General features: G+C 65.6%; 23 protein-coding genes. 14 read left to right on the forward strand and 9 right to left on the reverse strand.

Annotation, left to right across the window (positions count from 1 at the left end):
• From OXS49_RS06060 to OXS49_RS06070, 3 genes are all read left to right on the forward strand, one after another.
• Entirely contained in the window at positions 1-507 is a 507-nt protein-coding gene (locus OXS49_RS06060) for a GIY-YIG nuclease family protein (protein WP_267422764.1), read from the forward strand.
• A gap of 109 nt (positions 508-616) precedes the next feature.
• A complete protein-coding gene (locus OXS49_RS06065; RefSeq protein ID WP_267422765.1) occupies positions 617-838 on the forward strand; it encodes a hypothetical protein in 222 nt (73 codons plus the stop codon).
• A complete protein-coding gene (locus OXS49_RS06070; protein ID WP_267422767.1) occupies positions 831-2,084 on the forward strand; it encodes an integrase in 1,254 nt (417 codons plus the stop codon). Before OXS49_RS06065 ends, OXS49_RS06070 begins: the two co-directional genes overlap by 8 nt.
• A 629-nt stretch (positions 2,085-2,713) precedes the next feature.
• Here the strand turns inward: OXS49_RS06070 and OXS49_RS06075 are convergent.
• On the reverse strand, positions 2,714-2,941 hold the full coding sequence (locus OXS49_RS06075; protein WP_267422769.1) for a hypothetical protein: 228 nt from the start codon (positions 2,939-2,941) through the stop codon (positions 2,714-2,716).
• 101 nt (positions 2,942-3,042) lie between these two features.
• On the opposite strand from OXS49_RS06075, the gene OXS49_RS06080 reads away from it, so the two are divergent.
• The gene (locus OXS49_RS06080; RefSeq protein ID WP_267422771.1) at positions 3,043-3,237 is read left to right on the forward strand and encodes a hypothetical protein; all 195 of its coding nucleotides are present in this window, start codon (positions 3,043-3,045) and stop codon (positions 3,235-3,237) included.
• Positions 3,238-3,678: 441 nt separating this feature from the next.
• Here the strand turns inward: OXS49_RS06080 and OXS49_RS06085 are convergent, their stop codons facing one another.
• Entirely contained in the window at positions 3,679-4,095 is a 417-nt protein-coding gene (locus OXS49_RS06085; RefSeq protein WP_244008079.1) for a helix-turn-helix transcriptional regulator, read from the reverse strand.
• Between the two features lie 378 nt (positions 4,096-4,473).
• Here OXS49_RS06085 and OXS49_RS06090 point away from each other — a divergent pair, with 378 nt between their 5' ends.
• Both OXS49_RS06090 and OXS49_RS06095 read left to right on the forward strand, forming a co-directional pair.
• Complete coding sequence (locus tag OXS49_RS06090) at positions 4,474-4,671, forward strand: hypothetical protein (protein ID WP_267422778.1); 198 nt, start codon at positions 4,474-4,476, stop codon at positions 4,669-4,671.
• Between the two features lie 838 nt (positions 4,672-5,509).
• Positions 5,510-5,782, forward strand: a complete 273-nt coding sequence (locus OXS49_RS06095) for a hypothetical protein (RefSeq protein WP_267422779.1) — start codon at positions 5,510-5,512, stop codon at positions 5,780-5,782.
• Positions 5,783-5,837: 55 nt separating this feature from the next.
• On the opposite strand, the gene OXS49_RS06100 is transcribed toward OXS49_RS06095, so the two are convergent.
• Together OXS49_RS06100 and OXS49_RS06105 are read right to left on the reverse strand one after the other, a co-directional pair.
• The gene (locus OXS49_RS06100) at positions 5,838-6,818 is read right to left on the reverse strand and encodes a hypothetical protein (protein ID WP_267422780.1); all 981 of its coding nucleotides are present in this window, start codon (positions 6,816-6,818) and stop codon (positions 5,838-5,840) included.
• Between the two features lie 148 nt (positions 6,819-6,966).
• Positions 6,967-7,257, reverse strand: a complete 291-nt coding sequence (locus tag OXS49_RS06105) for a PilZ domain-containing protein (RefSeq protein ID WP_267422781.1) — start codon at positions 7,255-7,257, stop codon at positions 6,967-6,969.
• Positions 7,258-7,639: 382 nt separating this feature from the next.
• Between OXS49_RS06105 and OXS49_RS06110 the strand changes: the two genes are divergently transcribed.
• Positions 7,640-8,821 (forward strand): hypothetical protein, encoded by a 1,182-nt coding sequence (locus OXS49_RS06110; RefSeq protein ID WP_267422782.1) that lies wholly within the window; start codon positions 7,640-7,642, stop codon positions 8,819-8,821.
• A 16-nt stretch (positions 8,822-8,837) separates the two neighbouring features.
• Here the strand turns inward: OXS49_RS06110 and OXS49_RS06115 are convergent, their stop codons facing one another.
• Both OXS49_RS06115 and OXS49_RS06120 read right to left on the reverse strand, forming a co-directional pair.
• Positions 8,838-9,179, reverse strand: a complete 342-nt coding sequence (locus OXS49_RS06115; protein ID WP_243925663.1) for a hypothetical protein — start codon at positions 9,177-9,179, stop codon at positions 8,838-8,840.
• A 68-nt stretch (positions 9,180-9,247) separates the two neighbouring features.
• Positions 9,248-10,111, reverse strand: coding sequence for a formyltransferase family protein (locus OXS49_RS06120; protein WP_267422783.1), 864 nt, complete (start codon positions 10,109-10,111; stop codon positions 9,248-9,250).
• A gap of 213 nt (positions 10,112-10,324) precedes the next feature.
• Between OXS49_RS06120 and OXS49_RS06125 the strand changes: the two genes are divergently transcribed.
• Entirely contained in the window at positions 10,325-11,923 is a 1,599-nt protein-coding gene (locus OXS49_RS06125; RefSeq protein ID WP_267422784.1) for a cryptochrome/photolyase family protein, read from the forward strand.
• Here the strand turns inward: OXS49_RS06125 and bcsS are convergent.
• Positions 11,890-12,744, reverse strand: a complete 855-nt coding sequence (bcsS, locus tag OXS49_RS06130) for a cellulose biosynthesis protein BcsS (protein ID WP_267422785.1) — start codon at positions 12,742-12,744, stop codon at positions 11,890-11,892. The genes OXS49_RS06125 and bcsS overlap by 34 nt on opposite strands.
• A 161-nt stretch (positions 12,745-12,905) precedes the next feature.
• Between bcsS and OXS49_RS06135 the strand changes: the two genes are divergently transcribed.
• Entirely contained in the window at positions 12,906-13,511 is a 606-nt protein-coding gene (locus OXS49_RS06135) for an exopolysaccharide biosynthesis protein (protein ID WP_267422786.1), read from the forward strand.
• Positions 13,512-13,611: 100 nt separating this feature from the next.
• Here OXS49_RS06135 and OXS49_RS06140 read toward each other — a convergent pair whose 3' ends face one another.
• Both OXS49_RS06140 and OXS49_RS06145 read right to left on the reverse strand, forming a co-directional pair.
• Positions 13,612-14,124, reverse strand: coding sequence for a winged helix DNA-binding protein (locus OXS49_RS06140; protein WP_244008059.1), 513 nt, complete (start codon positions 14,122-14,124; stop codon positions 13,612-13,614).
• A gap of 161 nt (positions 14,125-14,285) precedes the next feature.
• Complete coding sequence (locus OXS49_RS06145; protein WP_267422846.1) at positions 14,286-14,696, reverse strand: DUF6163 family protein; 411 nt, start codon at positions 14,694-14,696, stop codon at positions 14,286-14,288.
• Positions 14,697-14,949: 253 nt separating this feature from the next.
• Here OXS49_RS06145 and hemB point away from each other — a divergent pair, with 253 nt between their 5' ends.
• The 5 genes from hemB (at position 14,950) to purB (ending at position 19,235) form a co-directional block, all read left to right on the forward strand.
• Positions 14,950-16,008 (forward strand): porphobilinogen synthase, encoded by a 1,059-nt coding sequence (gene hemB, locus OXS49_RS06150; protein WP_267422789.1) that lies wholly within the window; start codon positions 14,950-14,952, stop codon positions 16,006-16,008.
• Entirely contained in the window at positions 16,005-16,379 is a 375-nt protein-coding gene (locus OXS49_RS06155; RefSeq protein WP_267422790.1) for a hypothetical protein, read from the forward strand. The genes hemB and OXS49_RS06155 overlap by 4 nt, the downstream gene beginning before the upstream one ends.
• Positions 16,380-16,464: 85 nt before the next feature.
• Complete coding sequence (locus tag OXS49_RS06160) at positions 16,465-16,953, forward strand: RDD family protein (protein WP_267422847.1); 489 nt, start codon at positions 16,465-16,467, stop codon at positions 16,951-16,953.
• A 124-nt stretch (positions 16,954-17,077) separates the two neighbouring features.
• Entirely contained in the window at positions 17,078-17,824 is a 747-nt protein-coding gene (locus tag OXS49_RS06165; RefSeq protein ID WP_244008051.1) for an arginyltransferase, read from the forward strand.
• 103 nt (positions 17,825-17,927) lie between these two features.
• A complete protein-coding gene (purB, locus tag OXS49_RS06170) occupies positions 17,928-19,235 on the forward strand; it encodes an adenylosuccinate lyase (RefSeq protein ID WP_267422793.1) in 1,308 nt (435 codons plus the stop codon).
• The last annotated feature ends 37 nt before the right edge of the window (positions 19,236-19,272 follow it).

Below are 19,272 nucleotides of genomic sequence, written 5' to 3' on the forward strand. Positions count from 1 at the left end.
ATGCCACGCAGTTTGTTCGATCCGATGCGTCAGCACATTCCCCTGCAGGTGGCCGCCAACGAGGTGGGCGTGAGCGTCGATCAGTTCCGACAGTTCTGCCGAAAGCCCGGCGGACCGAGCCTGTACCGCATCACCGCGTATAGGCTGACCGTCATTCGGCGGGAGCTGGAAAAGTTGAAAGCGCGCCTGGCGAAGCCTTCGGGTCAAGCCCGAAGATCAAAGCGCGAGCTGGCGCCGGAAGAGCCCAGCCAGTGCGTCTATGTCATCGGCTCCGGCGGGCACGTGAAGATCGGCTTCACCAGCAAGGGCGCTCGCAAGCGCCTCGCCCACTTGCAGATAGGATCGGCTGAGAAGCTCACCCTACTCGCGACTATCTCCGGATCGGTGGAAATGGAGAAGCGGCTCCACGCATGCTTCGCGCATCTGCGAACGTCCGGCGAGTGGTTCCGTAACACTGGCGAGCTTCGTGACTGGCTGGCAAGGGGGTGCCCAGTCGATGCCCCGTAGCGCACCTCGCCCGTCAACCGTGCGGTTTGCAGTCGACCCGGCGGACATCCCAGCCGAGAAGGTCGCTCGGCGATTACATCTTACGCTGGCGCAGTTCGAAGCGTGTAGGGTGCGCCTGTTCACGCGCGGCTTCCCGCGGCCGGATCCCGACACCGGCATGTACTGCCTGGAGGCGATCGACCGGTGGCGCCTGCACCGGCACCCGAGTCAGTTCCCGGAATTGACGGGCGGCAAGTCGGCGGTGTCATCTCCCGGTCCGAAGAAGGACCTCGGAGCGATGGCCCGTGAAGCCTATGAGCGGCAGGCCCAGGAGCGGCGGCGGAATGGTTGACCTGCCGCGCCACGTGCGCGGCCGGCCGAACCCGTCGGGCCGGATGTATTTCAGCTTCGAGCGTTATCGCGGGACGCCGCGCGCTTGGCCGGTCGTGCCGATCCTGGACGCACCGCAGGACGATGCCTTCTGGCGTCGCTGCCGGCAGTGCGAGGCCCTGATCGCCGAGCGCACACATGCCGGATGGGAATGGGCCTGGAGGAGCGACTCGGGGCGGTCCTATCCGCTGCCGGAGCCGCGCGGGGAGGGTGGACCGGCCGCGTTCTGGGCGGCCGTCGATGCCGCTGAGATGCGGGACCGCGTGGACGATGGCGAGGCCCGAAAGACGTTCGACGCGCTGATCGAAGTCTACCGGGCTCACCCGGCTTTCGAGAAGCTCGCGGACCTGACCAAGCGCGACTACGACCGGCACCTCAAGGCCATAAGCAGCGCGTGGGGCAGCGAGCCCGTCGCGGCCCTTACCTCCATCGCCGCGCAAGAGGCGATCGATCTGCGCTCCGGCACGCCATCGGGCGCACGCTACTTCCGGGCGGTTCTGTCCAAGCTGCTCTCGTTCGGCGGCGCCCGTGGCTACTGCACCGCGAACGTTGCCCGCATCACCGAGAAAGTTGAGCACGAGGTCGAGCCGCACAAGCCGTGGTCGGACCGCGCCTTCGAAGCGTTCTTCGAGCACGCGCGGCCCGGGCTGCATCTCCCGGTCTACTCGGCCCTCTACACCGGCCAGCGCTCGGTCGATGTGGTGCCCATGGTCCGGCCAGCGCCGGGCGCCAACGCGATCGAGCTGATCGCACGGAAGACGGGCGCCGAGGTCTTCGTCCCGATCCATTCCGAGTACCGGGAGATCCTGACCCGGACTCACATCGACCACCCGGCGCTGCACCTGCGCGAGGACGGTCAGGCCTGGACGCTCGCGGCCTATCGGACCGCTTGGCAGCGCGAGGTCACGTCGAAGACCAGCAAGGGCACGGCGGCGCCCGTCTCTGCTGCGAAGGCCACCGCGATGAAGACGCTGCGCGACGGTGCCTTCGTGTTTCACGGCCTGCGCAAGAATGCCGTGAACATGCTGCTGGAGGCCGGCAACACCGAGGCCGAGGTGTCGGCGATCGTCGAGATGTCGGAGCAGATGGTGCGCCACTACAGCCGCGACGTGAATAAGCGGCGGCTCGCGATCAACGGGATGCGCAAGCTGGAGGAGTGCTGGAAGGAGACCCGGGCCAACCTGTTTGGGGACGGCCGCGCGCACTGATCCGGCGCTCAGGAGCTGTGTCCAATTCCCGCTTTCCCCGACGCGCATTTGCACGATCAGGGCTCAGAGGTTGGACACAGGCATCATTGTAATCATTGATCTTTATTGGATTGGCAAATAACTTTTAATCTGTAGGTCCTGGGTTCGAACCCCAACGCGCTCACCAATTTACCAGTGAAGACAACGAGTTAAACTACTTCGCAAATCCGGTGCTTTCCGGCGACGCGCCCAGGTTGCATCGAAGTAGCACGAGGCTGGCAAATCGGTTCCCGTCAGCTTCAGCCTGGGACAGCGCACACCCAACGTCGGTGACGGCCGCCTAGCCCGCCCTGTTCATGGTGCCCCTGGGGCCGCGTTGCGTAGCGGCCCACCACTGGTGAGATCGGACGCTCCCCCACCCCGTAAGCAGATCGGGGCGGGGCCGAGCGGGCCGCCTTAGTTGGCCCAATGCTTGCGATAAACCGCGCTCCTCCCAAGGATTCACTCAGCTCCGCCGGCTCCGCCGCGCGGGGCTTTTTCGATAACTGGAGGACTGCATCCTGTGGTGGGATCCAGCCCAGGTATCCCCTCACGGTCCGGATCTCGAGAAGCCGGCCCGGCCAGCCGCAGCGGGCTTCTTCGCGCCGCGCCTACTCTGCTTTTTTCTGGTCCACGCCGATCTCGCAGATAATCTCGGCAACCGCGGGACCGTAGGCTGTTCCGAATGAAGCAGCCTCCGCTTCGGCTGCCCGTACCAATCTTGCAACCTCTGTGCTTGCCACGATGCCGGTGCTGGTCAGCAACGTTCCGAAAGGCTTAATCAACGGCGCGCTTGCAGTAGCGTTCTCCTGTGCCCCTTTCTTGGTGTGAACCGACATCGGCTCCCCGTAGCATCGTCATTCGGGCAGCAAACGAGGGCCGATTACGCCGTAACAATCTCCAACAGTGAACGAATTTTCAGCTGCGCTGCTAAGCAGCCATGTCGGCGCCGGAAAAACCCAACGCGATCGAAAGCGACGTGCTGTGTCGCGGAATCGCACGCGCCATCGCGATGGACGAGCGGGTGATCGAAGTTCTGGCAGTTGCCGCAAGCGTTCTGCGCGATGCGAAGGATCCCAATGCGGCCGATATTGAAGGTGAAATCCGGACACACCAAGTCGGCATCATCAAGTAGCGAGCGATACTAGGAGCCGCGGGGATAGAGATTTGAGCGTTCAGCCCCGTATCTACGTTGTCCGAAGCAGCCGTTTACATGGCGGCAACGTGACTTATACATGCCCGACGGCCGATTTGGTCTGTTCAGAAGCTGCGCGATGCTGTCGCGAAGGGTTACGCCGAGATCGCAGTTCTCGATCCGCATGGCCAACCGCTCTCAGAAGCCGACCTGCTTGGGTGCATCCAGGATGCTGGCACTGCGCTCGGCGAGAGACTGCTTCCAGCCAATCTGTAGAGCATGGGCCGGCCAACCCGCGCGAGCAATCAAAGCACGCCCTAATCGGCCCACCACCGCAATGGGCCTTCTCGGTATCGGCGCAACGAAAGCCGCCTCAAGGTGCAACAGCTGCTGCGGGTCCGTTCCATCGCGAGTGAGCCGGACCTTCGCCGCCAGGTACCCTCAACCTCGATCAGCCGGTCGCTGAAGGCTGGCCGTCGCCTTTACGATCGCCAGCACGCCAGCCCGCGCAGTGCTGTCCGTGATGCTTGCGAAAGCCATCACAAGCTCCATCGCCTGCGGATCTTCCAGAAAGGTCACCGGACTGGCTTCAGTCTCATTCGATCCCGGCTGACGTGCGAAGAAGGTTTCGACCGGGACTTTCAGGAGGTCGGCGATCGCCTGAAGACGGCCTGCACCGATGCGATTGCGCCCCTTCTCGTACTTCTGCACTTGCTGGAAACTGACGCCAAGGGCGTTTCCCAGGGCGGTCTGGCTCAAGCCCTGTGCAGCCCGCAGCACGGCGATACGGCTGCCGATGGTGCGATCGGCGTCGGTCGCCAACTTGGGTGCCGTGTGAGTGATCGGACGTGCAGACATGCAAACGTGGCTTTCGAGTAGAACGGTGGGGACAGCCGGCGTTCCGGCCGCTCACCAAACAAAATAACGCGCGATTGAGTTGCGCACAAATATGCAATCCAGGCGTGCGTCAACCGGCTGGTTCACTCGAAGCCCGTGGAAGTTCGGGACATGCGCAGTTTGCATCGTCAATTCCAACTTGAGCTCTCCCGTATTATCCAAGGACCCTTGGCAACATCCTGCGGCGCCGGAACGCGGCCGGCTTGGCTTGTGATCTGCGGGGATGTTGGGGACAAGCCCGATGTTAGCCGACACAGGTTGTTGCATCACCCAAGTCATTAATCTGGCGCGGCTTTTCGCAGTCCATGCTGTGGGCATGTTCAGACGCGCGAGCCACCCATGCACTTCGAAATCCGTTCGACAGGTCGCCACATGTGGACCTGGGTCCTACTCGACGCAACGGAGCTGACGGTCCTGGAGTCGGACCGGGCTTTCCCGTCGGAAACACAGGCTTCGGCGGCGGCTCTGGCCTTCGCCAAGCTCGTCACACGCGCTGGTCGTGCGCTGACATCCAGCCCAGCCGGCGGGCTGATCTGAGTGAGCAAGCGCACGCATCGGCTCGGCGCTGCCCTGAGCCACCCCGCAGGCTTTCGGCGAAGTCGTCCCGGGCCTTGCATCACTGACCCTACGGCGACGCTTGAACGGCACGATCGATCGTTTTGAAAAGCTTCGGCGTCCCCTTGAACGATTGATCCGCCCAACAAACGATCGTTGAAGGTGTGCGTTCGGCTCAAGCATCCATCCCGGCATCCGCGCAAGCGGCAGGCTGCATCGCGTAGGCCGTCAGGAACTCCGCGCGCAGGGCCCACAACGCCGAACGGATTGCGCCCCGCACTTACGCGGATGCGCCGTCCGTGTCGGCTCTGATACGCAAATCCTGAAGCGCCCGCAGAAGCACGGTACGCTGTGGGGCGCCCGGCAGGCCGTGATCCGTCGTCAGGAGTGTCAGCAGAGCCCGTCCGAGCGGATCGGCAAACAGGGTCGATATCCCCGCAGTCTCACCTCCCGTGTTGTTTCTGCGTGTACCAGCATATCCAGTCCGACCGAGGCATTTACTATGCGAAGTTGCTTAAAGCGTAGCCTGTACAGATGACTTATCATTCCTGGCAGGTTTCCGCTGATGCCGCGAACTGATTTCGCTCGAAGCCTCGTGGGCGGACGCCAAGCCCCGTCATGAGCCGTACGATTCTCTGGTCCTGAGTGCGTAGGCCGGGAGAAAGTTATCCGGCCCGTTCCTAGGCGCAAGCAGCATTTCCGATGCTGGAATGCGCCCGATGAGGCGCAGGGGCGAGGTGCCGCTATCCGGATCAGGCGCCTTGGAACACATCAATCCGGTTTGTGTTGGCCCCTCAACGCAATTGCGAAGGATTTATCGATGCGGAAGCTGGTTCTCCTCTCTGCTGTCACGCTGTGCCTCGGGGCCGTCGGCCCGAGCGTCGCACAGGCCCAGGATTACGGTTATCGCGACGGATACGGTCGCGGGTACGAGCGTGGCTACGGGCGTCATCGGGATTACGGCTATCGCCGTCACCGCGGCCTCTCGACCGGGGCCGCCATCGGCCTCGGCGTTGCGGGCGCGGCGGCCGGCGCCGCGGCGGCGGGCGCGTTCGATCGAGGCGGTCCGGGCTATTACGGCCGCGGGTACTGAACCGAGGCACTTCGAGAACAGGGGCCCCACCGCACGCGTGCGGTGGGGCCCCTTTTTAGGTGGGTTGGTGCGGTTTCTTGGATCGCAGGCCCCGCCGGAGCCATTCGCGCAGCGTCGGCCGAACGGCCCGTTTGGCCCGTCTCTGCGCGAACGCATCGATGCGAATGCGGTCGGTCGGGACTTGCCGCAGGAAACGTTCGGCGATTTCGAAGATCAGAATGTCGGGTTTGACGCCCTCGATATAGGTCCAGTCCAGATTGGCCGACCAGATCGCGTGGACTTCGGCGAAGGACTCGGCGAGCATCGCGGTCAGGCGAGCGCCCGGACTGTAGATGTAGGAATCGCCGAACAGCACGACCCGACGCGGGTCCGGCGCCGCATCGTTCCGCATCACGACGCGCGAACCAACGAACAGGCCACGCTGCCGGATCGCCCGACCGCTTTCACGCACCCGAACTAGGGCGTTCGCGTCCACACGCTCCGCGCGGCGCGGAAAATCGTAGGCGACGTAGTCTTCCTCGATCGGGGGCCGGAGCTTCTCGCCGAGATCGAACGTGAATCGCGCACGCTCATGCACGCCGGCAAAGACATGCTCGGCCACTGGTGCATCGAGGGCCTCACACAACGCACGGTAGGCTGTGAGATAGCCGCGATAGGTCCAATGTGTGTCTGTCTGCAGATATACCGGCTCAGCGCCCCGCGCCGCGCGCAATGGTGTCAGCAGATCGAGCATCCGGGCGCCGCCATCCGGTTCCAGGAGCTTGGCGAGGCGAACGGCGGGCGGGTTGTCTAGGCCCGGAAACGCGCGGCCGAGCGTATCGGGATAGACCGCGAGCTTGTCGGGGACGACCGCATGAACGTGGCGGATGCCGAGGGCATCCAGGCGCCGAGTGCGCCGGTCGATCAGACGTGCCCACCGTGTGAGGATCCGGCGCGACAGGGGGCTGTCGCCGTAGAAGACCTCGACTTCGCGGGCACGGCCGACCCAGTATAACCAGCCATCCTGCCCGACGGCCACACCGTTGCCGCTCGTCATGAAAAGATCCGCGCGCTCTCCGCGTCGCCTGCCAACCGAGCCGGCGCCCTCGCGGTTGGCCTCGACGGATCCGCTTCGAATTGCAAGCCCGCTGCGCTGCCGCGCGGCCGGACTTCGGGTGAGCCGCTGCGCTTGGAATTCTAACGTCTTACTCGTTGTCCAGGCAGAATTGTACGCCAGTCGTCCGCTCCTTTCGCCAGACGACCTTGACGGCATAGCGCACCTTGGCGTCGGCCAGAACCAAATCGAAGGCGTTCTCGACCATCGTCGCGTGTTGGCCGAGGAATTCCAGCATGGCGCCGCGGTCGGAGATGTTCCTGACCTGGCAGGGAAACCGCACCCCGTCCGAATTCAGCGCAAAAGCGAGGAGCGCCGTCGGCTTTCGGGGCGTGGTACGCCGCTCCGCATGGCCGCTGTAGGGCGGGGCATTGCGAGACATGGCCGATTTTCCTGCCCATGTCGGCCAACATGGCACGAGTTCAGTAAAAATGCGGCTGATTTACTAATATGTAATTGACGACGATCCGCATCGCGACATCGCCTTCATCCATCAGCCCGCAGGAGTGTCGGTGCGCGCGACTTATCCTTCGTCGCGCGTCGGTTCATTGCCTCACCGGCTGATAGTTCGTCCGACAGGCTCTACGGACGGTTCGATCCTCTTTCGTCGCGGGGGAGGGGCGGACCTTTTCCCGCTTTGATGAACCGGCCTACGAACAGGCCGAGCGGAATGGACATCAGAAACCAGCCTCTAAGGAATCGCAGGGCCTTCATCGTGTACTGCTCCCCGATCTGAACAGGCGACGTCTTCGAAGTTTGGTGCCGTGAAGGGCTTACGCTGCGCGTGGGCATTGGTTCACGCGCCATCGCAGAGTCGCTGTCGCCGCCGCGAAGCCCAGGCCTATCTGGTCGGGATGAATCTCATCCTGGCCCTGCCGGGATTATCCGGTGGCGATCTTGGGACGATTATGCATCTGCGCACCAGCCTGACGTTTGTCCCGTGTCTGTTTGGTCTGCTTGAGGGGGCGTCGCTCCCCGCGGTCGCCGAGGCGCCAGGGCAGCCACCGATCGTTGCCACCGAGGCTGCTTCGGCGTGGCTGCCCAGTTTCTCGCGCAACGTCCAGGGAACCGGTCTTCCCGGCATCGACGGCGGACATGTTTTCCTCTGGAATCAGCCGCAGGGCTTCGACCCGGTCTCGACGTTGCGGGTCGACCGGCACGTGCCGAACGGTTCGGGGGAGGCGACCCACACCTATAAGGCGCTTTGGGCGCTGGGTTCCACCGGCCCGCACAATGCCGGCTACGAGTGGACGATCACCGGCGAGCTACACAACCGGGCATTGGCCAACACCGGGGCTCAGAACGTCGCGGTGAACGGGACCATCTTCAAGGAGCCGAACGGGATCGGTCCGGTCGGCCCATCCTGGGCCGGAAACTTCAACTGTGTGGACACGACCACCGAGGCCGATCCCGTAGCGTCCTGTATCGGCGCCGAGATCGACGTCTCAGCCCAGTCGCCGACCACCGACCGTAATCGCCAGCGGGTCGGCCTTCAGATCTCCACAGGGGGCATACCAGGCGCCCACACCGGATACGGTATCCTCATGGGCAACCTCACCGGATCAATTACCGACCGGGCCATCTCGTTCCAGGGGGAGGGTACCTACGGAATCGGGATCGACGCTGCTGCGGCTCGCTTCACCGGCGTGCCGATCCTGCTCGGTTCAGGCCAGATGATCGCACTCGATGGCACACGGGATGGCGCCTTCTCGCGTCGGCTCGGCTTCGACGGGCGCGACTTCGTCTACGCGGGCGGAGACGGTCCGGTGTTCCGGGTAAGCGATGCCGGCCGCGTCGAGGCGGCCTCACTTCGCGAGGCGAGACCGCAGCCGCCCGCAAGCAGCAGCGATCGTTGCGAACCCGGAGAGCATGCCTGGGACAGCGCCTACGAGTATCGTTGCGTCGCCCGGAATCGATGGAAACGGGCGGCGCTGGCCGATTGGTAGACGATCGGCTTCGACGTCAGCGGTCCAGAATCCGGACCACGGCGCGCGAGGCCGGATCGACCACCACGATCTTATCGCCCGGCGCCACGAAATAACCGAAACGGCGCAGCCGCGGATCGGGGGCGTCCGTGAACGGGGCGAGCCGAACATCCTCGGGCACGATGCTGCCGGGCCGCAGCGGAATCGATCCCACGATCGGTCCAGGCCCGACGGGACGGCGAACGATGTAGTCGCGTACCACGACGTCGTCGTCGGGGCCGAAATCGTCGGGCCCCACAATGATCGCCTGCGCGAAGGCGGAGCCTGTGAAGAGCGCGGCGAACCCGAGGGCGGCGGCGAGGCTTGCGCGTGTCGACATGTCGGGCTCCATAACCAGGGCCGCCGGAAACACGGCCGAACCTGGATCGGTTCCCGTGCTGGGCGCGCTCAACGGCCGATCTGGGCCGCCTCATTGAGCGGCAGCGGCGACCAACGGGTGATTTGAACGTACCCGTCGAGGGCCGCGACGACGATGTGGCGGCGGTGGCGATGCACCACCGCACCGGCGGCGTGGGTATGCCGCTCCTGCCAGCCGCCCGCCTCTGCCACGTAGACACGCGTATCGCCGAGGCGGGCGATGGTCTCGACCGTGCCGAAGGCCCGCACCCGGCGGAGGATCGCCCCTACGTCCTTCCGAAAATCGAGGGTCCGGTCGCTATCGGTGGCGCGCGGCCAGTAGGAGCCGTCACGCTGAGGCTCGGCCCAGCGCCAGCGGCCGGGCAAGTCGCGCCCGAGGGTGCCGGCGACGAGGCGGCGCGCCGCCATCTGGCACTTGGCCAAAAGGGTCTCGTGCGATTCCTGCGGGCTGAGGGGAAACATCTCCTGCGCCAGGATATCGCCGGTGTCGAAGCCGTCGGCCAGCACGTGGGCGGTCACGCCCCAGGTTTCGTAGCGATCGAGCACGGCGCGGAACAACGGGTACGGGCCACGCCCGATCGGGAGCGGCGAGGGGTGGATGTTGAAACCGTAAGCCGCGTGGCCGCGCCAGCCGCGCACCAACCACGGATAACCTGCCACCACGAGCGCCCAGTCCTTGCCGTGGTCGGCCTGGATCGCCTCGATGTCCCGCTCGCGGATCCGCGAGAGCTGGATCGGGATGCGCAACGACCGGGCGCGGGCGACGATTACGTCGTTGTGGTCGTAGACCCCGTCGCAGGGGCGGGTGAACAGCTTCACCGGCGTCCAGCCGGCATCCAGAAGCCCCTCGAAGACGCCCCCCAGGAAGTCGATGCCGGCGAACGCGAACTTCATGTGTCCCGCCTGCGACCTTGTGCACGTGGAGGGCGCAGGCTTGCAGCCTGCCCGGCGTTGCCCCCGGCCTTACCTTGATCCCGGCGGCTTGTGTAGCGAGGGGGATCGACATGGGGCGGGTGATCATCGACGGCGGAACGGGGTGGTGGATCACCGCTAAAGTCATCGGCCTGGATGGCAGCCGCTCGGCCGTTCGGATCGAGGGCTGAGTTAGTGCCGGGCAAGCCCAAAGCCGAATCCTGCGGAACGCTGCGCCTGGTCCTCGGAGACCAGCTCACCCGTCGCGTCTCCAGCCTGACCGACCTCGATCCCGAACGCGACGTCGTGCTGCTGGTCGAGGTGCGGGACGAAGCGACCTATGTCCGCCACCACAAACAGAAGATCGCGTTCCTGTTCGCCGCCATGCGCCACTTCGCGGCCGAGCTGACGGCCGAGGGCATCCGGGTCGACTACGTGCGCCTGACCGATCCCGGCTGCACCGGCAGCTTCACCGGCGAGCTCGAGCGCGCGGTGGCACGGCACAAGCCGGAGCGCGTGACCGTCACCGAGCCCGGTGAATGGCGGGTCTGGCAGATGATGCAGGACTGGCGCGAGACCCTCGGGCCGCCGGTGGAGATCCGGGCCGACAACCGCTTCCTCTGCCCGCGGGAGGATTTCGCGGGTTGGGCCGAGGGCCGGCACCATCTACGGATGGAAACCTTCTATCGCGGCATGCGCCGCCGCACCGGCCTGCTGATGGAGGGCGGTGAGCCGGTCGGTGGACGTTGGAATTTCGACGCCGAAAATCGCAAGCGCCTGCCGAAGGGCCACCGGCTGCCCGACCGGATCGGCTTCCAGCCGGATGCCGTGACCCGCGAGGTCATCACCCTGGTTGAGCGGGAATTCGGCGACCATTTCGGCGATCTCGCTAGCTTCTCCTGGCCCGTGACGCGCTCCGACGCGCTCGCCGCGCTCCGACACTTCATCGCCACGTGTCTGCCGACCTTCGGCGACTACCAGGACGCCATGAAGACCGGTGCGCCGTTCCTGTATCATGCGCTGATCTCGCCGGCCCTGAACGCCGGACTCCTGACCGCGGAGGAAATCTGCTGGGCTGCCGAGCGCGCGTTCCGCGAGGGCGCGGCACCGCTCCACTGCACCGAGGGATTCATCCGGCAGATCCTCGGCTGGCGCGAATATGTCCGCGGCCTCTATTGGGCGCGGATGCCCGAGTATCGCGACACGAACGCGCTCGCGGCCAGCCGGGCCCTGCCGTGGTTCTACTGGTCGGGCGAGACCAAGCTCAACTGCATCGCCCAGGTGGTCGCGGATACGCGCGCCCATGCTTATGCGCACCATATCCAGCGCCTGATGGTGACGGGCAACTTCGCCCTGATCGCCGGTCTCGACCCGGCGCAGGTGGAGGAATGGTACCTGATCGTCTTCGCGGATGCCTACGAGTGGGTGGAATTGCCCAACGTTCACGGCATGGTGCTCTGGGCGGACGGTGGCGTGATGGGCTCGAAGCCCTACGCCGCTTCGGGCGCCTACATCGATCGCATGTCGGATTATTGCGGATCGTGCGCGTATGACGTGAAGGTCAAATCGGGCTCGACCGCCTGCCCGTTCAACTACCTCTATTGGAATTTCCTGATCGAGAACGAAGACAAACTCGCCAACAATCCTCGCATGACGATGCCCTACAGGACCCTGCGCGGCTTTGGGGACACGCGGCGCGCCGAGATCCGGCAAGACGCGACAACCTTTCTTCGGTCCCTCCTGAGCGAGCCCGAGCGGGACTATAAGGGCGACCAGACCGAAAGCGCGGTGTAAGGGGCAACGGACCGTCGGCCGGTCTCGCTCTGGATCCCAGCCGAGATCCTGAAACTGATGCGGCCGACGGTAAAATCCGTTGCGTGTAGCCCCACGTTCAGTTTTAGGAACCCGGACGCATCCGTGTACAGGCTCGCTTCCGGCCCGAAATAGGTATCCCAAAGGCGGTAACCCAAGGCTGCACGGGCCCAGACGCTGTCGAGCGCGGTACCCGCGACCACACTTCCCTGCAGCAGCGTGTCCTCGGACGGGCGAGCCCAGATCTCACCGTGTAAACGAAGACCAAAGCGAGATGGCAAAAGGGTCGGACCGTTTGGGTCCGTCAGCATCTGCGTCGTCATCTCGGGGCCCGCGAAGGCCGCCACCACGCCCCAATCGAAGAACCACTGATACCCGAAGTTGATGGCGCCGAGGACCGTGTAGCGCTGAACCGATCCCTCCGGACCACGTTCGCCCTGTCGGCCGCCGCCAAGGCTCGCCAACACCACGGCGCCGTCGCGATCGAGGGACGGCAGGCCGACTTTCGCGCCCGCGGTCATGAACGTGGCGGCGCCCGCATCGAGACTGCCGAACACGAGCGTGTCGATCTCGCCGGCGCGTGCCGCATCGGGCAGACTGATCCGGCAGAAGATCCCGACAGCAACGCAGATGCCACCAAGACGGATCTTGATTTTAGGGTGCCCGAATCGCACGGGTTTACCTCCTTTCGGAGCATGATCCGTGAGATACGTGAGCGAGTCGAGTCGATAGATGCGCGGGTTGCCTGCGTAAGCGAATTTTAGTCTTCGACTGACCTTGTAATATTGCGAGATATTCGTCAAAAAGCATCGCGACGAAATAGTGATTGCCCGCCCGCGGCGTGCGCCCCGACATGGCGGCGCCCTATCGAAGGCGCGGGCGGTGCTGTCGCACGGCTGCCGTGCTTGGCGTACCACGCGATCTCCGCTAGAGCCCCCGCGGGACAGCGAAGGTTGGCGGATCCTTGACCTCCGGTGCACGAACGTCGGACGTCCTCACGGTGTTGGCGAGCCAAGAGGGCGAGCGCCTCACGGTGGGGGACATTGTCGCGGTCCTGCGGGACCGCGCCTTCGCGCTGCTCGTCGTGCTGCTCGGCTTGCCGAACTGCCTGCCGATGCCGCCGCCGATCCCGCTGATCTGTGGACTACTTCTGCTGCTGGTGGCGACTCAGATCGCTGTCGGCATGTCGGCACCGTGGCTGCCGCGGATGCTGCTCGGCCGGTCCATCGCGTTGACCGATGTGCGGCGCGCCGTGACGCGGGCGGTGCCGGTTCTGCGGCGTCTGGAGCGCTGGTCGCGCCCGCGCCTGAGCGTGTTCGACACCGCGCTGGGTATGCGCGGCATGGGCGTCGCCCTACTGGCCCTGGCGCTGGCCCTAATTGTGGCAGCGCCCATCGTCGGGCAGATCCCGCTGGGCCTCGCCGTCTGCCTCGTGGGCCTCGGTCTTGTCGAGCGCGACGGTGTCGTGGTGCTGGGCGGCCTCGTCATCGGTCTGTTCGGCGTCGCGATCAACGCCGGTTTCGCCTATGCGGTCATCGCCGGGATCCTGAGCCTTCTCAACGTCTGGTAGGACGGATCGGTGGCGGTGGCGGGTCTGATCGACCAAGAAGCGCCCGCTTGTCGGGTGTTCCCGGTTTGCTGTCAGCGGCCGACGGGAGCGCGATCGTGCTTCAGAGGCGATAGCGGATCTGGTCGGTCCAGAAGCGCTCCAGACGGCCGAGCGCCTGGTTGAGCCGACCGAAATCGTCATCCGAGATGCCGCCGATCGGCGCGATCGTGCGGGCGTGCTTATCGTAGAGACCCTGAATGATCTCGTGCACCTGACGGCCCTTGTCGGTCAGGCTGATCCGGACCGAGCGGCGGTCAGTCTTCGAGCGGGCGTGGTGCAGGTAGCCAGCCTCGACGAGCTTCTTGACGTTGTAGGAGACGTTGGAGCCAAGATAGTAGCCCTTGGTCCGCAGCTCGCTTGCGGTGAGCTCCTTGTCGCCGATGTTGTACAGGAGCAAGGCCTGGACGCTGTTGACGTCTTCGCGGCCGCGCCGCTCGAACTCGTCCTTGATCACGTCGAGGAGCCGGCGGTGCAGGCGCTCGACGAGGTGAAGCGCCTCGAGATAGGAGCCCCGAGCCGGCAATGCCTCTTCGATGGATTCGATCTTGGTGGCCCTGGCGCCCTGCGTCTTCATGTCTGCCTCGCCGTCTGATGCCGCGGTATCCGTTCAATGCGGTGCCGCTGATGTTGGCTAAGCTACCGCTTGGGAATGAAAGGCGATTTAAGCGACAGGATGAATTGCCGATTTACGCTTTGCGGTAAAGACAAACTGAAGCGAAGATCAGAACGGTTCGTTCACCGTGCTTCCTGCGCGGCGAGCCAGGACAGCACGAAGTACAACAGCACGACACAGCCACCGAATACGAGTAGCGGGATCGGCACGGGCAGAAGTTGCGGGGTCAGCACGGCGAGCGTCAGCGCTGAGGTCACGGCAAGCAGCCAGATGACGCCGCCCCAGGCGCTGGTCAGCCACAGACCGATCGCCGCCGCGGCATCGACCACTGCGAAGTAGACGATCGCCGCCTGCCGGCCGAACGGCTCGGACTCGAACGGCCGCACCCCGGGGATCACGTCGAGGATGGTCGCCCAGGACGCGAGACTCTTCATAAGCCAGATCAGCGCCGTGATCCGCATGAACCAGATGAGGGCCATATCCCACGCGCCGGGGGCCGGGCCTTGGGCGCGCTCGATCCGGTCGGTCGGGATCTCGCCCGGCCGCGGTGTTTTGCGTCGGATCGGGAAGGAGCCCGGCACTACGACGCGCTCTGGGCGGGGATGGGCCGGTGCATCATCGGGGCCGGGTCCTGGCTGAGAGTGGGTGCGCGGGTTGAAGCGGTTTGGCGAGTCTGCGTCAACGGTTGGGTTTCGCCGGCTCGCTCCCGTGTGTTAGTCCGGCGCCTCCGGCGCGCCTGCGTCGAGCGATCCGCGGCGCCGGCCGCGCGAACGGTAGCGAAGCTGCATGTCAGACATCTTGCCCGAGCCGCGTCCCATCGCCCTGGAGGCTGCCCGGGAGGGCGGCCGGGTCGAGGGCCTGAAGATCACCCAGCGGCCGCGCCGTAACCGCAAGGCGGATTGGTCGCGTCGCCTCGTCCGCGAGCACACGCTCACCGTCGACGACCTGATCTGGCCGATGTTCGTGATCGACGGCGCCGGACGGCGCGAGCCGATCGCCTCGATGCCGGGCGTCGAGCGCCTCTCGGTGGACGAGATCGTGCGCGATGCCGAGCGCGCGGCCCGGCTAGGGATTCCGGCGGTGGCCTTTTTTCCCTTCACCGAGGTGTCGCTGCGCGACCCGACGGGCTCCGAGGCGCTCAACGCCAACAACCTGGTCTGCCAGGCGGTGCGGGCCGTGAAGCGGGCGGTCCCGGAAATCGGCATCATGACCGACGTGGCGCTCGATCCCTATACCAGCCACGGCCATGACGGCCTGATGCGGGACGGGGCGATCCTGAACGACGAGACCGTGGCGGTACTCGTGGAGCAGAGCCTGATCCAGGCCGAGGCCGGGACCGATATTATCGCCCCCTCAGACATGATGGATGGCCGCGTCGGGGCGATCCGGGCCGGGCTCGACAAGGCCGGATTTCTCGACGTGCAGATCATGGCGTACGCGGCCAAATACGCGAGCGCCTTCTACGGCCCGTTCCGCGACGCGATCGGCACCAAGGCCGCGCTCGTCGGCGACAAGCGCACCTACCAGATGGATCCGGGCAATTCCGCCGAGGCGCTGCGCGAAGTGCGTCTCGACCTCGACGAAGGGGCTGATTCGGTGATGGTGAAGCCGGGCCTTCCCTATCTCGATATCATCCGCCGCGTCCGAGACGAATTCCAGGTCCCGACCTTCGCCTATCAAGTGTCGGGCGAGTACGCGATGATCGAGGCGGCCGCCCGGAACGGATGGCTCGACGGCGACCGTGCGATGGTCGAGGCGCTGCTCGCGTTCAAGCGGGCCGGAGCGGACGGCATCCTCACCTATCACGCCCCCCGGGTCGCCGAGCGCCTGCGCAACCATCCGTGAGGCCCGCGCATCGCGGGCTGCTGGCGGCGGCGATCGCAGCCGGCTTCCTCGGCGGGCTCGCCACTTGCGACGACAACCGGCGCCGCGAGCGAGTCGCCACCTGTCGCCGGGCGCTCCCGGCGGTCGCGCCGGAGGCCGGGATCCGACTCCGACTGCTGCGCGCCGCTCCCGGAGCGACGCCCGATACGGTCCGCGTCGATTACCTCGATGGCAATCGCCAGCATTGGCTGACCTGCCGCTTCGATGGGGGCTCAACCCTGTTGGCGCTGGCGACCGAGAACAGCACCCTGTCGGGACCGGCGCTCTACATGCTGAAGCGCTTCTATCTCGACACGCCCGACGCGACGGCCGCCGATCCGGCCGGGCACTGAAGGGGGAGGCTGCGCACGCCTCTTGCGTCTTTCTGATATCGCCACCACTTCACGACGCGCAGCCTCGCTTGCAGGACGCGACATGATGCAGAACACGCAACCCGGTTACGCGGCGCGCTTCGATGCGCCCGGCTACGCCACATCCTTGCCCGTACCCTTCGTACGAGCGAGCCTCGGCGCCCGCGCGGTCGCCTATCTCCTCGATATCCTGTTCATCTTCGGCTTTACCGTACTGCTCACGCTGCTGATCACGGTGGTCGGCGTCGTGACCTTCGGTCTTGGCTGGACCCTGTTCGCGATCCTGCCGGCAAGCGGCATCATCTACAGCGCGATCACGGTCGGCGGCCCACGGCAGAGCACGATCGGGCAGCGGCTGATGGGCCTGCGGGTCGTGGCGCCGGAAAGCGGCGGGCGGGTCGACATCATTACCGCGGCCGTCCACGCGCTGCTGTTCTACGTCGCAATTTCGACGTTCCTGCTCTGGTGCGTCGACATCGCCTTCGGACTGGTGCGGTCCGATCGTCGGCTTGCACACGACCTTCTACTCGGTGTTGCCGTTGTCCACGCCCCCTGAGGTCTCCGTGTCGCGGTGAAAATCGCGCACGGCAACGGTTCGGGGCATTGAGCCCGGCCGTTCCGCCGTTACACTGGTTTGCCGGCGCCGACAGTTTGCTTCCGGCGCAGGGTCAATCAGAAGCGTGACCAGCCATCCGCGCGACACACCGCAATTCTATCTCACCGCGCCCTCGCCGTGCCCGTACCTGCCGGGCCAGGAGGAGCGGAAGGTGTTCACGCACCTCGTCGGCCGGCGTGCCCGCGACCTCAACGAGATCCTGACGCAGGGCGGTTTCCGCCGCTCGCAGACGATCGCGTATCGGCCGGCCTGCGAAACTTGCCGGGCCTGCGTCTCCGTTCGTGTGGTGGTGAACGAGTTCGAGCCGAGCGCGAGCCAGCGCCGCATCCTCAGCCGCAACGCGGACTGGATCGGAACACCGGAGCCCAACCGGCCGGCCTCCGAGCAATACGCCCTGTTCCGCCGCTACCTCGACGCGCGCCACGGCGACGGCGGTATGGTCGACATGACGGTGCTCGACTACGCCATGATGGTGGAGGATAGCCACGTCGACACGCATCTGGTGTCCTACCGGCGTCGCGGGCCGGACACGGCGATCACCGGGCACGGCTCCGGCCCCCCCCTCGCTTTCTGTCTGACCGACGTCCTCGCCGACGGGCTGTCGATGGTCTACTCGTTCTACGACCCCGAGGAGGCGTCCCGCTCGCCGGGGACGTTCATGATCCTCGATCACATCCACCGGGCCCAACGCCTCGGCCTGCCGTACCTGTACCTCGGCTACTGGGTCGAGGGCTCGCGCAAGATGGACTACAAGTCGCGCTTCCTGCCGCAGGAGCGCCTGATGGGCCAGGGCTGGGTGCGGGCCGACTGAGGCTCCACCGCCGAAGCGCCCCGGAAATGACGGATCTGCATTGAGCGGCCGGGGCAGCGCGTGCTACCGGCCTCGCACGTATTCCGGACCGCGCCGAGGCCCCATGATCCCCCGCTACAGCCGCCCCGCGATGACCGCGATCTGGTCGCCTGAGAGCCGCTTCCGGATCTGGTTCGAGATCGAGGCCCACGCCACCACGGCGCTGGCCGAGATCGGCGTCGTGCCGAAGGAGGCTGCCGAGACCGTCTGGGCCAAGGGTCGTGACGCGGTGTTCGACGTCGCCCGCATCGACGCGATCGAGGCGGTGACCAAGCACGACGTGATCGCGTTCCTCACCCATCTCGCGGAAATCGTCGGGCCGGAGGCGCGCTTCGTTCACCAGGGCATGACCTCCTCGGACGTGCTCGACACCTGCCTCAACGTGCAGCTCGTGCGGGCCGCCGACATCCTGATCGCCGATGTTGACGCTCTGCTCGACGCCCTCCAGGCCCGGGCCTTCGAGCACAAGCTGACCCCGACGATCGGCCGCTCGCACGGCATTCATGCCGAGCCCGTGACCTTCGGGCTGAAGCTCGCCCAGGCCCACGCCGAATTTCAGCGCAACCGCCGCCGTCTGGTTGCGGCCCGGGAGGAGGTCGCTACCTGCGCGATTTCCGGCGCGGTCGGTACCTTCGCCAACATCGACCCGCGGGTCGAGGTCTACGTCGCCGAGAAGATGGGGCTGACGGCCGAGCCGGTCTCCACCCAGGTCATCCCGCGGGATCGCCACGCGCAGTTCTTCGCGACGCTCGGCGTCGTCGCCTCCTCACTGGAGCGGCTGGCCATCGAGATCCGTCATCTCCAGCGCACCGAGGTGCTGGAGGCGGAAGAGTTTTTCTCCGAAGGGCAGAAGGGGTCCTCGGCGATGCCGCACAAGCGCAACCCGGTCCTCACCGAGAACATCACAGGCCTCGCCCGGATGGTCCGCGGTTACGTCACCCCGGCCCTGGAAAACGTCGCCCTCTGGCACGAGCGTGACATCTCGCATTCCTCGGTCGAGCGGATGATCGGCCCCGACGCCACCGTGACCCTCGACTTCGCCCTGGCGCGGATGACCGGGGTGATCGAGAAGCTGCTCATCTACCCGGCCAACATGCAGAAGAACCTCGACCGGCTGGGCGGTCTCGTCCATTCGCAGCGGGTTCTGCTGGCGCTCACACAGGCGGGTGTCTCGCGGGAGGACTCCTACCGTCTGGTCCAGCGCAACGCGATGCCGGTGTGGCGTGGGGAGGGCGACTTCCTCGAACTCTTGAAAGCCGATTCGGAGGTGACGGCGGCCTTGTCGCCCGTGCAGATCGAGGAGTGCTTCGATCTCGGCTATCACTTCAAGCACGTGGACACGATTTTTGCGCGGGTGTTCGGCGTGGCCTGAGGGCGCCGCACGATTCCTGCTTCAGGCCAGCGACGAA

Origin of the sequence: Methylobacterium sp. GC_Met_2 (genome assembly GCF_026540795.1) — a bacterium.
In the GTDB taxonomy this organism is placed as follows: Bacteria; Pseudomonadota; Alphaproteobacteria; order Rhizobiales; family Beijerinckiaceae; genus Methylobacterium.